The 14,217-nt window shown below is 69.6% G+C and carries 10 protein-coding genes, 1 tRNA gene and 1 pseudogene; 4 read left to right on the forward strand and 8 right to left on the reverse strand.

Translation table 11 applies throughout. From position 1 onward, the window contains the following. Positions 1-293: 293 nt before the first annotated feature. Positions 294-1,082: a VOC family protein gene (locus tag OG928_RS17230; protein WP_406284580.1), complete on the forward strand. Its 789-nt coding sequence runs from the start codon at positions 294-296 to the stop codon at positions 1,080-1,082. A 183-nt stretch (positions 1,083-1,265) separates the two neighbouring features. On the opposite strand, the gene pknB is transcribed toward OG928_RS17230, so the two are convergent. The 6 genes and pseudogenes from pknB to OG928_RS17260 all read right to left on the reverse strand — a co-directional run bounded on the left by pknB (position 1,266) and on the right by OG928_RS17260 (position 9,612). Then, positions 1,266-3,158 carry a Stk1 family PASTA domain-containing Ser/Thr kinase gene (pknB, locus tag OG928_RS17235; RefSeq protein ID WP_406284583.1) on the reverse strand — a complete coding sequence of 631 codons (1,893 nt, stop codon included), beginning with the start codon at positions 3,156-3,158 and terminating at the stop codon, positions 1,266-1,268. 206 nt (positions 3,159-3,364) lie between these two features. Continuing rightward, positions 3,365-4,882 carry a peptidoglycan D,D-transpeptidase FtsI family protein gene (locus OG928_RS17240; protein ID WP_406284586.1) on the reverse strand — a complete coding sequence of 506 codons (1,518 nt, stop codon included), beginning with the start codon at positions 4,880-4,882 and terminating at the stop codon, positions 3,365-3,367. Between the two features lie 337 nt (positions 4,883-5,219). Then, positions 5,220-6,650, reverse strand: a pseudogene (locus OG928_RS17245) (FtsW/RodA/SpoVE family cell cycle protein); the annotation flags it as partial. Further along, a complete protein-coding gene (locus tag OG928_RS17250) occupies positions 6,592-8,169 on the reverse strand; it encodes a PP2C family protein-serine/threonine phosphatase (protein WP_406284588.1) in 1,578 nt (525 codons plus the stop codon). The pseudogene OG928_RS17245 and the gene OG928_RS17250, both read right to left, overlap by 59 nt. 5 nt (positions 8,170-8,174) lie before the next feature. Continuing rightward, a complete protein-coding gene (locus OG928_RS17255; RefSeq protein WP_406284590.1) occupies positions 8,175-8,711 on the reverse strand; it encodes an FHA domain-containing protein in 537 nt (178 codons plus the stop codon). Positions 8,712-8,721: 10 nt separating this feature from the next. Beyond that, entirely contained in the window at positions 8,722-9,612 is an 891-nt protein-coding gene (locus tag OG928_RS17260; protein ID WP_406284593.1) for an FhaA domain-containing protein, read from the reverse strand. A 387-nt stretch (positions 9,613-9,999) separates the two neighbouring features. On the opposite strand from OG928_RS17260, the gene OG928_RS17265 reads away from it, so the two are divergent. Together OG928_RS17265 and OG928_RS17270 are read left to right on the forward strand one after the other, a co-directional pair. After that, positions 10,000-10,083: transfer RNA gene (locus OG928_RS17265), tRNA-Leu, on the forward strand. Between the two features lie 127 nt (positions 10,084-10,210). Beyond that, positions 10,211-11,593 carry a DUF2252 domain-containing protein gene (locus OG928_RS17270; RefSeq protein ID WP_406284595.1) on the forward strand — a complete coding sequence of 461 codons (1,383 nt, stop codon included), beginning with the start codon at positions 10,211-10,213 and terminating at the stop codon, positions 11,591-11,593. A 7-nt stretch (positions 11,594-11,600) separates the two neighbouring features. Here the strand turns inward: OG928_RS17270 and OG928_RS17275 are convergent, their stop codons facing one another. Next, positions 11,601-12,446 carry an ATP-grasp domain-containing protein gene (locus OG928_RS17275; RefSeq protein ID WP_406284597.1) on the reverse strand — a complete coding sequence of 282 codons (846 nt, stop codon included), beginning with the start codon at positions 12,444-12,446 and terminating at the stop codon, positions 11,601-11,603. Between the two features lie 63 nt (positions 12,447-12,509). Then, a complete protein-coding gene (locus tag OG928_RS17280; RefSeq protein WP_406284598.1) occupies positions 12,510-13,097 on the reverse strand; it encodes a TetR/AcrR family transcriptional regulator in 588 nt (195 codons plus the stop codon). 182 nt (positions 13,098-13,279) lie between these two features. Between OG928_RS17280 and OG928_RS17285 the strand changes: the two genes are divergently transcribed. Continuing rightward, positions 13,280-14,101, forward strand: a complete 822-nt coding sequence (locus OG928_RS17285; RefSeq protein WP_406284600.1) for a hypothetical protein — start codon at positions 13,280-13,282, stop codon at positions 14,099-14,101. The last annotated feature ends 116 nt before the right edge of the window (positions 14,102-14,217 follow it).

Below are 14,217 nucleotides of genomic sequence, written 5' to 3' on the forward strand. Positions count from 1 at the left end.
GGGGTCGCGCGGCCATTGGTGCGAAGCGCAGGGATCCGGACCAGGTCGTGGCCTACGGTCGCGAAGCTCTTCGGCTCGCCCGTGAGGCTTGGGTGCCGGACGCGGTGAGGTGGAAGCGGTGTCACGTGGGGGGCCGTTCCGGGGGTGGGCGCTTCGACATCGCCCGTAAGGGTGGACTTGGCTTGAACCGGTGGACGACTGGTTTGTGTGTCGTGGCCGTGGAGATATCACCGGATGCTCACCACTGCGGACGCCGCCTCGCGGTCCGCTTCCCTGGTCCATGGAGGCTGTTCATGCCCGATGTCACGGGTCCGTACGCACCCGGCACTCCCTGCTGGACGGACCTCATGGTGCCCGATCAGCAGGCGGCCCTCGACTTCTACCGTGACCTCTTCGGTTGGCAGGGCGAGGTCGGGGCGCCCGAGACCGGCGGGTACGCGGTCTGCTCGCTGAACGGGAAGCCGGTGGCGGGCATCATGTCCGCGATGACACCGGATGGCGGGCCGACGCCACCGCCGGCATGGACCACCTATCTGGCGACCGCCGACGTGGACGCCACCGAGAAGAAGGTCGTGGGTGCGGGCGGCTCGGTGCACATGCCGGGGATGGACGTGCTCACGCTCGGCCGGATGTCCGTCGTCTCCGACCCCACCGGCGCGGTGGTCGGGCTGTGGCAGGCCAGGGACTTCCCCGGCGCGGGCGTCGTCAACGAGCCCGGCGCGGTCATCTGGAACGAGCTCGGCACCAGCGACGCCGACGCCGCCTCCACCTTCCTCTCCGCCGCCCTGGGCATCCGGGCGGAACCCATGGAGGGCGCGGACGGCTACTACGCGCTCAACGTCGACGGGCGGGCCGTCGGCGGGATGCAGGGGCTCGACCCGCTCCCCACGGGCACGCCCTCGCACTGGACTACGTACTTCGCGGTCGACGACACCGACAGCACGGTCGACGCGCTGATCCGGGCCGGAGGCAATGTCCTCAAGCCGCCGTTCGACATGATGGCCGGCCGGATGGCCGTCGTGCAGGACCCGCAGGGCGGCACGTTCGCCGTCATCAACGCGGCCGGACCCACATCCGGCTGACCTGGGCTCGCGACTGCACGCGGCGCGGTCGACGCGACGTGGTCGCGCGGTCGCGCGGTCGACGCGGGAGACCGGCTCGGGCAGCCGCGATCGAGGCGATCGAAGATTCGTCGGACCGAAAAGGGCCGAGGCCCCGGGAGCGTGTGATCCCGGGGCCTCGGCCCTTCGTGTGTTTCGGCGCGGTCAGTTGTCCAGGTCGCCGCGGCCGCCGCGGAGGTCGCCGCCCACGATGGTGCCGCCGCCCCGGGGGCCGCCGCTGGCGGGCGGGGTCCCGCTCGGCGAGCCGGTGTTGCCGCCGGGGGTGCCGTTGCTCGGCGGGGGTGTCGTCGTGACCGGCTGTGGGCCCTTGGACACCGTCAGGTTGATGGTGTTGCCCTCGGTGACCGTCTTGCCCGGGTCGGTGCTCTGCTTGATCACCTCGCCGGCCGGCTTGTCGGCGCTGAAGGCGTCGACCTTGCTGACCTTGAGTTCGAGGTTCATCAGGATGGCCTGCGCGTCCGCGTACGACTTGCCGACGACGTTCGGCATCTCGTGCTGCGGCTTGCCGCTCGCGATGTTGAGGGTGACCTTGTCACCCTCCTTCGCCGCGGTGCCGGACTCCGGGTTCGTCGAGCACACGGTGTCGCGCGCACACGTCAGCGTCTGGCTGCGGTTCACCTCGACGCCCAGGCCCGCGTCCTTGAGCTTGGCGGTGGCGGCCTCCTCGGTCAGACCCTTGAGGCCGGTGGGGACGGTGGTCTTCTTCGGACCGCCGAACAACCAGACCTCGATCGTGACGCCCTTCTCCGAGTCCGCCTTGGGGCCGGGGGTCTGCTTGCAGATGGTCCCCTCGACCCGGGTCTGACTCTCCGGACACTGCGTCGGGTCGTCGTTCTGGTGGATCTTGAAGCCCGCGTTCGACACGGCGACGTTGGCCTCGGTCATCGTCTTGCCGATCAACGACGGAGCCTGCGCCGACTTGTCCTCGTCGCCGCCCATCAACGCCTTGCCGACGAAGAACGCCGCGACCAGGACCGCGATGCACGCGAGCGCCAGCAGCGCCCACGCGCCGCCCCGCGAGCGGCGCGGCTCGTCGGGGTAGCGATCGTTGTCGTCCAGCTCGTACTGGCCCGTCCCGGGCGCGCGGCCGTGCGCCGGGATGACCTGGGTGGCCCCGCCCGCCGCGGTCGGCGGCAGGTACTGCGTCGCAGGGTCGGCGCCCATCGGGGCGGCCATCACGCTCGGCGCGCCCACCGGGAGCCCGTGCAGGGCCCGCTCGATGTCGGCGCGCATCTCGTCGGCGCTCTGGTACCGGTTGTCCGGGTTCTTCGCGAGCGACTTGAGCGCGATCGCGTCGATGGTCGGCGAGACCTCGGGGTCGAACGTGCTCGGCGGCAGCGGGTCCTCGCGGACGTGCTGGTAGGCCACCGCGACCGGCGAGTCGCCGACGAACGGCGGCCGCTCGGTGAGCAGCTCGTACATCAGGCAGCCGGCCGAGTAAAGGTCGGTCCGGGCGTCCACGGTCTCGCCCCGGGCCTGCTCGGGCGAGAGGTATTGCGCGGTGCCGATCACGGCCGCGGTCTGCGTCATCGTCATGCCGTTGTCGGCCATGGCGCGCGCGATGCCGAAGTCCATCACCTTGACCGTGCCCTGCCGCGTCAGCATGACGTTGGCGGGCTTGATGTCGCGGTGGATGATGCCGTTGCGGTGGCTGTACTCCAGCGCCTGGAGCACGCCGGCCGTCATCTCCAGCGCACGCTCCGGCAGCAGCCGGCGGCCGGAGTGCAGCAGTTCGCGCAGCGTCGAGCCGTCGACGTACTCCATGACGATGTACGGGATCGAGATCCCGTCGATGTAGTCCTCACCGGTGTCGTAGACCGCGACGATCGCCGGGTGGTTCAGCGAGGCAGCGGACTGCGCCTCGCGTCGGAACCGGGCTTGGAACGTAGGGTCACGGGCGAGATCGGCGCGCAGTGTCTTGACCGCGACACTGCGTCCCAGGCGTATGTCACGGCCCATGTACACCTCGGCCATGCCACCACGGCCGAGGACCGCGCCGATCTCGTACCGGTCGCCGAGGCGACGCGGCTCTTCCATAACTTCCAGCCCTTCCCTTACCGGTCCACGGCCTTCGGTCTTCGGCCGGCCGGGACCGAGGCGGTTGCCCGACCGGTCCGGCGCGTTCTCCGACACGGTACCGGGGTGATGGCCCGAGGGGCCGTCACACCCCGTTCCCGAGGGCACGTCGATATCTGATTGCAGTAGTGATCGCGCTGACTATTGGTGTGATCGTGGGCCATGGCTCACTTCTTGACCACGGCTTCCATGATGGCTTTGGCGATGGGACCGGCAATCCTGCCACCGGCGATGTCGCTGCGGTCGATCTCGGTGTCCGGCTCGACCACGACGGCGACGGCGACCTTCTTGCCGTCGAGTTCCGCGTACGAGACGAACCACGCGTACGGCTTCTTGCCGTTGTTGAAGCCCTGCTGCGCGGTCCCGGTCTTGCCGCCGACCTGGACGCCCTGAATCGCCGCCGGCTTGCCGGTGCCGTCGTCGACGACGCCCTGCATCATCTCCTTCATCTGCGCCGCGACCTCGGACGAGATGGCCTGGCTGGCCAGGGCCGGCTGGGTCTTCTCGATCACCGAGAGGTTCTGGGCCTTCAGCTCGTCCACGAGGTAGGGCTTCATGACCTTGCCGTTGTTGGCGATCGCGGCGGCGACCATGGCCATCTCCATCGGCGTCGCCGCCACGCTCTCCTGGCCGATCGAGGAGCGCATCAGCTGCCCGCCGTCCTTCGTCCCGGGGAACAGGCTGGCCTCGACGCGGCTCGGGATGTTGAGCGCGGTGTCCGCGCCGGTGCCCTTGCCGAAGTTGTTGAAGCCGAACTTCTCGGCCTGCTCCTTCAGCTTGTCCGCGCCGACGTCGACGCCGAGCTGGGCGAAGACCGTGTTGCAGGACAGCTCGAGCGCCTTCTTCGTGGTCGCGCCGATGCAGTCCGGGTGGTTCTTCTCGCTCAGGCCGAGGTTGGACGAGGGGTAGAACAGGGTGTCGCCGTTGAGCGGGACCTTGGGCGCCTCGTTCGGCTTGGCCTTGCCCTCGGACAGCGCGGCCGCCGCCGTGATGAGCTTGAAGGTCGACCCGGGCGGATAGGTGGACCGGATCGCCCGGTTGTCCATCGGCTTCCTCGGGTCGAAGACGTCGTCCTTCTCGTCCTTGTTGAAGGTCAGGGCGTCCCAGGCGTCCGAAACCTTCTTGTTGTCGTTCTGCGCCAGGACGTTCGGGTCGTAGGACGGCGTGCTGACCATCGCCAGCACCTTGCCCGTGTCGGGGTCGAGCGCGACGGCGGCGCCGGTCTTGTCCTTGAGCGCGTTGTACGCGGCTTCCTGGGCCTTCGCGTTGATCGTCAGTGCGACGTTGCCGCCGCGGCTGCCCTTGTTGGTCACGGTGTCGAGGACCTTGCGGACGAACAGCCGGTTGTCCTTGCCGCTGAGGATGTCGTCGTTGAGGTTCTCCAGGAGGCTGCTCCCGAAGAACGGCGACAGATAACCGGTGACCGGGGCGTACATCTCTCCGGCAAGGTACGTGCGCAGGTACTCGTACTGCTTGTCGTCGGTCTTCTCGGAGCCGGTGATCGGCTTCCCCTCGACCAGGAAGTCGCCGCGCGGGTGCGAGTACTTCTCGTACTGCGCCCGCCTGTTGTGCGAGTTGTTCGCGTAGTCGTCCGCCTTGACGACCTGGACCCAGTTGGAGCGCAGCATCAGTGCCGCGATCAGGATCAGACAGAAGACGGAGACCCGCCTCAAAGGCTTGTTCACGGTATGTCCCTCCCCTGTACGAGCGTCGGCGCCGTCACGAGTGTCCGCCCGAGCCTTGGCCCGGCGGGCCGTACGGCGCGCCACCGCCCGGATTCGGCGGGGGTACGAATGGTCTGGGTGGCAAGCCGGCCCCACCGGAAGCGGGCGGTCCGCCCGGTCCGGGTGGACCGGGTACGCCCGGTACGCCGCCGGCCACGGTCAGCGCCTCGGGCGAGGCGGACTCGCTCTCGCGCTCCGGGTTCGGCGCATCCGAGCCGCCGGCCGGGGTGCGATCCGGGGCGACCGACTGCGGGCCGCGCCGCGGCGCGACGCCCTCGCTCGGGTCGAAGGCGCCCGTCGACGGGGCGGGCCTGCGGGCGGTGTCGCTGACCCTGATCAGGATCGCGACCAGGGCCCAGTTGGTGATGACGGACGACCCGCCCTGGGCCAGGAACGGCAGCGTCATGCCGGTGAGCGGGATCAGACCCGTCACACCACCGGCCACGATGAAGACCTGGAGCGCGAGGACCACGGACAGGCCGGCCGCGAGCAGCTTGCCGAACGGGTCGCGGGCGGCCAGCGCGGTGCGCAGGCCGCGTTCGATCAGGAGCGCGTACACCATGAACAGCGCCATCATCCCGGCCAGGCCGAGTTCCTCACCGACCGTGGTGAGGATGAAGTCGCTTCGGGCGGCGAACATGATCTCGGTGGGGTGGCCCTGGTTGAGGCCGGTCCCGAGCAGGCCGCCGGTGCCGTAGCCGAACAGCGCCTGGGCCAGCTGCTCGGACTGGACCGTGCCGGTGCCGTTGTAGGCGGCCAGCGGATCCAGCCAGGCCGCCACGCGGTCGTGCACGTGCGGCTCGAAGGTGCCCACGACGGCCGCCCCGCCGACGGCCATGATCACGCCGAACAGCAGCCAGCTGGTGCGTTCGGTGGCGACGTAGAGCATCACGACGAAGACGCCGAAGAACAGCAGCGAGGTACCGAGGTCGCGCTCGACCACCAGGATCATGATGCTGAGCGCCCACACCACGATGATCGGACCCATGTCCCGACCGCGGGGCAGGTAGATCCCCATCACCTTGCGGCTCGCCAGCGCGAGCGCGTCGCGCTTGGCCATCAGGTAGCCCGCGAAGAAGATCGTGAGCACGATCTTGGTGAACTCGCCGGGCTGGATCGAGAACGGGCCGAGCCGGATCCAGATCTTCGCGCCGTACGTGTCGCCGGGGAACGGGATCGGCGAGACCAGCAGGACGAGCGCCAACGCCATGAAGGAGTACGTGTAGCGCTGCAGGAGGCGGTGGTCCTTGAGCACGACCACGACGAGGCCGAACAGTCCGACGCCGATCGCCGAATACATCAGCTGCGACGGCGCGGCGGCCGAGCCCTTGATGTTGTTCGGCAACCCGATCCCCTTGATCAGGTCGATGTCGAGCCGATTGATCAGCATCAGGCCCATGCCGTTGAGGAACGTCGCCAACGGCAGCAGCAACGGGTCGGCGTACGGCGCGAACTTGCGCACCAGCAGGTGCGCGATGCCCGCGAAGACACCGAGCCCGAGGCCGTACTTGACGATGTTGCCCAGCGGCAGTTCGCCGTCCCCCGCCAGTCCCACGTTGGCATAAGCCAGCACCGGAACCAGGACCGCGAAGCCGAGCATCATCAGCTCGGTGTTGCGGCGGTTCGGGGCGGCTTGGGGGGTGATCGTCGTGTTGCTCACGGCGCTCCCCTCAGTTCGTTCCGGTGGTTCCGGCCGGTCGCGGATAACACTGCTTGGCGAGCTCGGCATCGTCGGCGGACAGCGCCGGCGCCGCCGGGGTCTCCTGGGTGACCGGTGGCGGCGAACTCGGTGGCGCCGAGCTCGCGGGCGTGCTCGGGCCCGCCGTCGAAATGCCGCGACCCTTTCCGCCCGGTTCGGTGGGCGGTGCGCTCGAGCGCCCGCTGCGGGACGCGGCGGTGGGCTGGCGCTTGCCGGTCGGGGCGCTGGTCTGCGACGCGGAGGGCCCCTGGTTCTGCTGCGGGATGGTGTCCACGCTGCCTGCGGGTTGCCCGGCGGGGGTGCCCGTCGCCTTCTTGGCGTCCTCGGCCGCGTACGCCGTGGCGCACACGTCGGACTGGTGCTTGAGCCGGTCGATCGTGTGTCGCGCCTCGTCGAGGTTCGCGGTGTCGATCGTGCTCTTGACCGCGTCGCTGTTGGTCTCGCCGATCATGGTGAGCTTCACGTTGTCGAAGCTCTGGTAGGTGCTCGCCAGGTTCAGGCCCAGGATCTTCGAGTCGATGCCCCGGTAGATCGCCACGTGGTCGCCCTTGTCGGCCACGAAGTACTGGGTCTGCGTCCAGTAGTACGCGCCGCCCAGGCCGGCCATGAGCACCGCCACGCCGCCCCAGATCGGCAGCGTCTTGCGCAGCGTGGACTTCGGCTTGGGCTTGCGCCGGCTGCCGGGCTCGGAGACCAGGGCCTCGGTCTCGTACTCGCCGGCCGTGAGCTCACGGGCCCGCGACGCAGGTGTGGTGGGCAGCGTCGTCGTGTCGTCGACGACGGTGGCGACCGCGCCGACCACGATCGGGCTGTCGGACGGCTGTTCGCCCGGGTCCACGACATCGGCGACGATGCACGTGATGTTGTCCGGGCCACCGCCGCGCAGCGCGAGCTGGATCAGCTCCTGGACGGCGTCGCCGGGGTTGCCGTAGGTGAGGAGGGTGCCCTCCATCGTCTCCCGGCTGACCACCCCCGACAGGCCGTCGCTACAGATCAGATAGCGGTCCCCGGGGCGGGCCTCGCGGACCGAGAGATCCGGTTCGACGTGACCGCGTCCGTCCAGGGCACGCATCAGCAGCGAGCGCTGCGGATGGTGGTCGGCTTCCTCCTCGGTGATGCGGCCCTCGTCGACGAGGCGCTGCACCCACGTGTGGTCCTGGGTGATCTGTTCCAGGGATCCGTCACGCAGGAGATAGGCACGGGAGTCGCCGATGTGGGCGAGGCCGAGTCGGCTCCCCGTCCACAACAGCGCCGTCAACGTGGTCCCCATGCCCTCGAGCTGGGGATCGTCGTCGACCATCACACGCAGTCGGTCGTTGGCGCGATCGACCGCCGAACGCAGGGCGTCCAGCAGGTCGGCTCCGGGCACGTCCTCGTCGAGTTCGACGATGGTGGACAGGACTTCGGAGCTGGCGACTTCGCCCGCTGCCTGCCCGCCCATGCCGTCGGCGACCGCGAGCAGGCGAGGTCCGGCATAGCCGGAATCCTCGTTGCCCTCTCGGATCATGCCCTTGTGGGATCCGGCGGCGAAGCGGAGAGAGAGGCTCATTCAGGCTACCTGCGCAGCTCGATAACGGTCTTGCCGATGCGGATCGGCGCACCGAGCGGCACGGGGGTCGGACCGGTCAGGCGCGTACGGTCCAAATAGGTACCGTTCGTCGACCCGAGGTCTTCGACCACCCAGCTGCCGTCGGGCGCAGGGTAGATGCGGGCATGCCGACTCGACGCGTAGTCGTCGTCGAGCACGATGGTGGAGTCGTGCGCACGACCGATGGTGATCTGCTGATCCGTCAGATTTATCGTCGTGCCGGTCAGCGAGCCCTCGGTGATGAAGAGCTTGCTCGGATTGTTGCGCTGGCCGCGGCGGGGCCGCGCCTGTTGCCGCTGCGGAGGCGGGGCCGACTGCGCCTGTTGCGGCGGAGCGGCACCTCCTCCAGCGGCGGCGGGCGCGGCGGTTCGGCGCCGCGCCGGTCGTTGGGTCACGCGAGTACCGAAGAGGTCGCTACGAATCACCTGTACGGCGACGATCACGAACAACCACAGCACAGCGAGGAAACCCAACCGCATAACGGTGAGGGTCAGCTCAGACATGCGCCCGTTGTCACCCCTCGGCTTGGCGGAACACGACAGTGGTGCTGCCGAGCACGATGCGCGATCCGTCGCGCAGGCCGGCACGCTGGCAATGCTGGCCGTCGACAACGATTCCGTTCGTCGAACCGAGGTCCGTGATCGACGCCGGGGCGCCGATTCGGATCTCGGCGTGGTGCCGCGAGACGCTCGGGTCGTCCACGCGAACTTCCACATCGGTGCTACGGCCCAACTTCACGACCGGGGCGGTGAGCTCGTGACGCACCCCGTTGACCTCCAGCCAGGTACGCAGCCGTGGTGCCGGCGGCGGATTCTGGCCGTAGGGAGCCTGCTGCTCCCCCGGCTGCTGCCGGGGAGGCGTCGGCATTCCCGGGGTCCCCGGCGGGCCGAAGGGTGGTGGCCCGGGCACCCCGGACGGGGGTTGCCCGCCGGGAGGACCGTATCCATAACCCTGTGCCGGCTGCGCCGGTTGCGGCCCCCCACCCGGGAAGGGTGGTTGCGGGGGCTGCGGTTGTTCATGGTGCGACTGACTGCCCGCGAGTGCCTGACTGCGCACACGGTACAGACCGGTGTCCAGATCGTCGGCATGCTCGAAGTGGACCTCGACCGGTCCGATGAAGGAGTAGCGCTGTTGTTGCGCGTAGTCCCGCACCACGGTCGCCAGCTCGCCGCCGAGTTGTTGTACGTACGGACTGAGGCGCTCGTAGTCGTGTTGACCTAGCTCGACGACGAAGTCGTTCGGGACCATCGTTCGGTCACGGTTCCAGATCGTCGCGTTGTTGTCGCACTCGCGCTTGAGCGCGCTCGCGATCTCGACGGGCTGGACATCCGACTTGAACGCCTTGGCGAAGGCGCCGTTGACCAGGCCCTCGAGCCGCTGCTCGAACTTTTTCAGGGGACCCATGGGCACCTCCTTCCGTACGCGATCGGCCGGTCCGGTCCTACAGTCTGCTCACTGATCGTATCCACGCGTGGGAAACGGGCGCGGTTCCCTACCGTGGCCACTGTAAGGAGTGTTGGCTTTCACAGGGATTCCTACACCCTGTTGCCCCCTCAGTGGCTCGCTTGCAGTAGTTGTGCCGCGACCGTGTGCGTGGATGGTGTCGAAGCCCGTTCACCGTACGGTGCAGGGCAAGCATGCCGGAGAGGCGGGGGTCGTGGGGATGCCGGCCCGGAAAGATGAACCGTTGGTTGCACAGGGTGTCCATACGGATGCTCATGGTGTGAGGGGTGGGGCCCACGGGTAAGGATTCGTATCGGGCCTTGGGCCCGTGCTAATCTTTGATTGCTCGCGCGGGTGGCGGAATAGGCAGACGCGCTGGATTCAGGTTCCAGTGCCCGAAAGGGCGTGGGGGTTCAACTCCCCCCTCGCGCACCGAGCAAAGGCCCCAGGTCATCGACCTGGGGCCTTTCTGCTGTCCCGGTTCGGTCCGTGCCGCGGGCCGGTGTGCCGCGGTCTGTAGGTCTGTGTGTCGTGCGCTGTGTCCGGAGAGGATCGGTACATGTCGGGGACTTGGGTGGGGCGGGATTTTGTGGTCCCGGGGTTTCGGAACAGGTCGGACGAGGCGTCGAAGGCGCTCGGCAAGGGGCTGCGGGACCGGGTCTCGCGGGCCGAGCACGCGGTGTTCGAGCCCGCGCCGAACCGGCCCGACGTGGTGGAGAGCGTCGAGCGCGCCAACGCCGGTCGGCTCGAACACCTGGTGCCGCTGCGGATCGGGCGGATGGCCGCGTCGCCGTTCGCGTTCCTGCGCGGTTCGGCCGGGCTGATGGCGGCGGATCTGGCCGCGGCGCCGGTCACCGGAGCGATCGCGCAGATATGCGGTGACGCGCACGCGGGGAACTTCGGGGTGTTCGGCACCGCCGAAGGGCGTCTGGTGATGGACGTCAACGACTTCGACGAGACCGTGCAGGGCCCGTGGGAGTGGGACCTCAAGCGGCTCGCCGCCTCGCTCGTGGTGGCCGGTCGGGTCGGCGGTCTGGACGCGGACGCGTGCCGGGTCGCGGCCTATGACGCCGCGGGGTCGTACCGCCGGACGATGGCCCTGCTCGCGAAGCTGCCGGTACTGCAGGCATGGGACGCGATCGCCGACGAGTCGCTGGTGGCGCACGCGGACGCGGCGGACCTGTCGGGGCTGTTGAAGCAGGTCTCGGCGAAGGCTCGGCGCAACACGAGCGCGCGGTTCGCGGCCAAGGCGACCCGGCGGCGGTCGGACGGCACCTGGCACTTCGTCCCGGAACCGCCGGTGCTGACGGCGGTGGACGACGAGGTCGCACGTTCGGTGGCCGGCGGGCTCGCGGGCTACGTGGCCACGCTCTCGCCCGAGCGGCGTCCGCTGCTCGCGCGGTTCGCGGTGGAGGACGTGGCGTTCCGGGTGGTCGGGACCGGCAGTGTCGGATCGCGGGCCTACGTCGTGCTGTTGCTGGGCAACGGTGACGAGCCGCTCGTGCTCCAGGTGAAGGAGGCCCGGCCGTCCGCGCTCGCGCCCTATCTGCCGCCGGCACGGGTCGAGCACGAGGGGCGGCGGATCGTGCTCGGGCAGAAGTGGATGCAGGCCGGGACGGATTCGCTGCTCGGGTGGACCTCGATCGGCGAGCGGCCGTTCATGGTCCGACGGTTTCGGAACATGAAGGGCAGCATCGACCCGAGTGTGCTGGCCGCGCACGAGATAGACGACTACGCGCGGATGACCGGCGCGCTGCTGGCGCGTGCGCACAGTCATTCCGTGGACCCCAAGGTGCTCGCGGGGTATTGCGGCAAGAGCGACCGGCTCGACGACGCGCTCGCGCGGTTCGCGGTGCGCTACGCGGATCGCACCGAGGCCGACTACGCGCAACTGCTCGCGGCCGTGAAATCGGGTCGACTGCCCGCCGAGACCGGGATCTGACCCGGGCTCAGCGCGGAACGCGGAACAGCGGCCCCAGGAGGGCGGCTGCCGGGACGCCGGCGGGCAGGTCGGACACCTGCCCGTCGCCGACCTCGACGACCCGCCACACGCCGTCCTGACGCTGCGCCAGATCCGTTGTACAGAACGGTGATCCGAGCGCCGTGACGGCCGCACCGACGGCGTCCAGACCGGTCGGGTGGGCCGACTCGGCGGGGGTGTCGGGGTGCGCGGTGGTCAGGACGGGGTCGCCGTCGACCCACCACACGCGGGCCTCGGCGCCGGTGAAGGACTCGAAGGCGCGGTAGACCACGGCGCCCTGTAGTTCGGTGCCCTGGCGCTCGACGAAGGTGCGGACGACGGACGCGGTGTGCGCGGTGTCCGCGACATCGGGCACGAAGCACGCCTCGTGCCACTCGTGCTTGCGCGACTTCACCCAGTCCTTGACGATCGCCGCACCGCTGCCCAAGAGCGCGGGATCGTCCACCGTGTGCGGGGTCAGTGCGCGGAAGTGCTCGTACCAGCCCGGGAGTTCGTGTGCGGCCCGATACCGCTCGGGCGGTGTGGCCAGGCTCGCCCCGCGCGGACGCAGCGCCGCGTCCAGCTCGGCGTATCGCGTCGCGGGGATCATCCAGCCCCGGTAGCGCAGCGGTCCCTGGTCGAGCGGGACGCGCCGTACCGCCTCGTGCGCGTCGCCGCGCACGAGGGCGTCGTGATCCACGCGCGCGACCGGGATGCCGAGCGCGAGCGCGGCCTCCGCCTCGGGGGCGAAGTGGGGGTCGGTACGGCGTGGATTCAGTGGATCCGCGGGGACGAGCAGGCCCGCTGTCGCGCCTTCCCGGTACGGGGACGTCATGGGAAGGACTGTAGGGCGTGGGCATGCCGGATGAAGGGCGGCCCCTTCATCCGGCCGTGCGCCCTATGACTGCTTCATCGACGCGATCGACGCTCGCGTGAATTCGATGAGGTGTTTGCGCCGGTTCTGCTGCGCCTCCTCGGATTCCGAGTCGGCGCCGAGCAGTACCCGCGACATCTGCGGCATCGTCTGTTGCCAGGCGGCGACGCCGATGAGCGAGAACAGCAGCTGGGCGACGTCGGGCGAGGGCTTCACGCCGAGGTGGTCGGCGAACTCCTGAAGTTTGGCGGCATAGCTCGTGACTCGCCGCTCCTCGTCCGGAACCGGGTCGTGCCCGTAGTACAACGCCTCCCACACCAACAGCCGGAGCAGTTCCGGCCGGGCGCAGTAGAAGTCGTAGACCTGGGCGATGTACTCGGCCGGGTCGTCGTTGGGCATCGTGACGACCGTGTTGAGCTCCTGGAGCGACTCCGTCAGCACGTGCTGGAAGAGCTGCTCCTTGTTGCCGAAGTACGCGTAGATGCGCTCCTTGTTCACCCCGGCGCGCAGGGCGATGCGGTCGACGCGGGCGCCGGCGATGCCGTGCTCGGCGAACTCCGCGCGGGCGGCGTCGAGAAGTTTGGCTCGGGTGCGTGCGGTGTCGGGCGGCATGGCTGGATCTTATCCCCTCTAGCCAACTGCTTTGTTGGATCGACTGGCCAGGGACGGCCTGACCATGCTGCCCTACCACATAGGCTGCTGGGGGGTGTTGCGAGTGATTTGATCTTCAAAGTCCGACAGACGCGCCCGCCGACCGGTGCCGCGTGGGAACAGAACAGCACACAAGGGACGTGATGGACGAGGTCAGCGCGCCGACCCCCTGGTCGGACCCCGAAATCGCCGAGTTGGAACAACAGGTCGCCGTGGCGGAGACCGCGCTGCTCGACGACGAAGTGGACGTGACGACGCTTCAGGTCGAGCTGGACAACCTGGCGATCGTGCACCACCGTCGGCTCGGACCGCTGTACGAGCGGCTCGACGAGCTGGACGCCTTGATCGCCGAGGCGATCGCGGCGCACACCGGCGACCCGGCGGACATCCGGCGCGCGGTCGAATTGCGTGGTGTGGTCACGGACATGCCGGACCTGGACTCGCTTCTGGGCGCGCTGGACTCCGCGAACGGCGCGGGCGGCGGCGGTGCGGCGGCGGACGAGCAGGAGCCCGTGCCCGTGCCCGAGGTGCATCGGGTCAGCCCCGGGGCCGAGGCGCGCAAGCTGTTTCGCGAGCTGGCCCGCCGGGCGCACCCGGACCTGGTCCAGGACCCGGAGGAGAAGCAGCGCCGCGGCACCTTCATCGCGCGGGTGAACGCGGCCTACGCGCGCGGCGACGTGGCCGAGCTCCTGTCGTTGGGTACGGAATGGGCCACCTCCCCGGAGGGCGCGACCGGTCCGGACGCGGAGAGCCGGGGGCAGTGGTTGCGCAGTCGGCTCGCGTGGCTCACGCACCGACGCGCGGAACTGGCGACCCAGCGCGAGCAGCTCATGGAGGGCGCGATGGGTCAGCTCCTGCAGCTCGCCCCGGAGGACCCGGACGGCCTGCTCGAGCACCTGGCCGACCAGCTCCTGCACGACATCGCGGAGAAGGAGAAGGTGCTCGGGACCCTCGTGCGGCCCTGATCCGCCCGCGGGTGCCCGCGCGCGGCGATCAGCCCTCCCGGGCCGGCCGGATGGGCGTCGGTCGGCCCGGAAAGGGTTGCTGCACACCCTGCTCGTCGGTCCGGCACACAGCCGTC

The organism is Embleya sp. NBC_00896 (genome assembly GCF_045207785.1).
GTDB lineage: Bacteria > Actinomycetota > Actinomycetes > Streptomycetales > Streptomycetaceae > Embleya.

What these genes read in the sequence shown, in the direction of transcription:
- OG928_RS17230 (WP_406284580.1), top strand. Translation starts at nt 294, where the DNA reads ATGCCCGATGTCACGGGTCCGTACGCACCCGGCACTCCCTGCTGGACG.
- OG928_RS17260 (WP_406284593.1), bottom strand. Translation starts at nt 9,612, where the DNA reads ATGGGTCCCCTGAAAAAGTTCGAGCAGCGGCTCGAGGGCCTGGTCAAC.
- pknB (WP_406284583.1), bottom strand. Translation starts at nt 3,158, where the DNA reads ATGGAAGAGCCGCGTCGCCTCGGCGACCGGTACGAGATCGGCGCGGTC.
- OG928_RS17250 (WP_406284588.1), bottom strand. Translation starts at nt 8,169, where the DNA reads ATGAGCCTCTCTCTCCGCTTCGCCGCCGGATCCCACAAGGGCATGATC.
- OG928_RS17270 (WP_406284595.1), top strand. Translation starts at nt 10,211, where the DNA reads ATGTCGGGGACTTGGGTGGGGCGGGATTTTGTGGTCCCGGGGTTTCGG.
- OG928_RS17280 (WP_406284598.1), bottom strand. Translation starts at nt 13,097, where the DNA reads ATGCCGCCCGACACCGCACGCACCCGAGCCAAACTTCTCGACGCCGCC.
- OG928_RS17255 (WP_406284590.1), bottom strand. Translation starts at nt 8,711, where the DNA reads ATGTCTGAGCTGACCCTCACCGTTATGCGGTTGGGTTTCCTCGCTGTG.
- OG928_RS17285 (WP_406284600.1), top strand. Translation starts at nt 13,280, where the DNA reads ATGGACGAGGTCAGCGCGCCGACCCCCTGGTCGGACCCCGAAATCGCC.
- OG928_RS17275 (WP_406284597.1), bottom strand. Translation starts at nt 12,446, where the DNA reads ATGACGTCCCCGTACCGGGAAGGCGCGACAGCGGGCCTGCTCGTCCCC.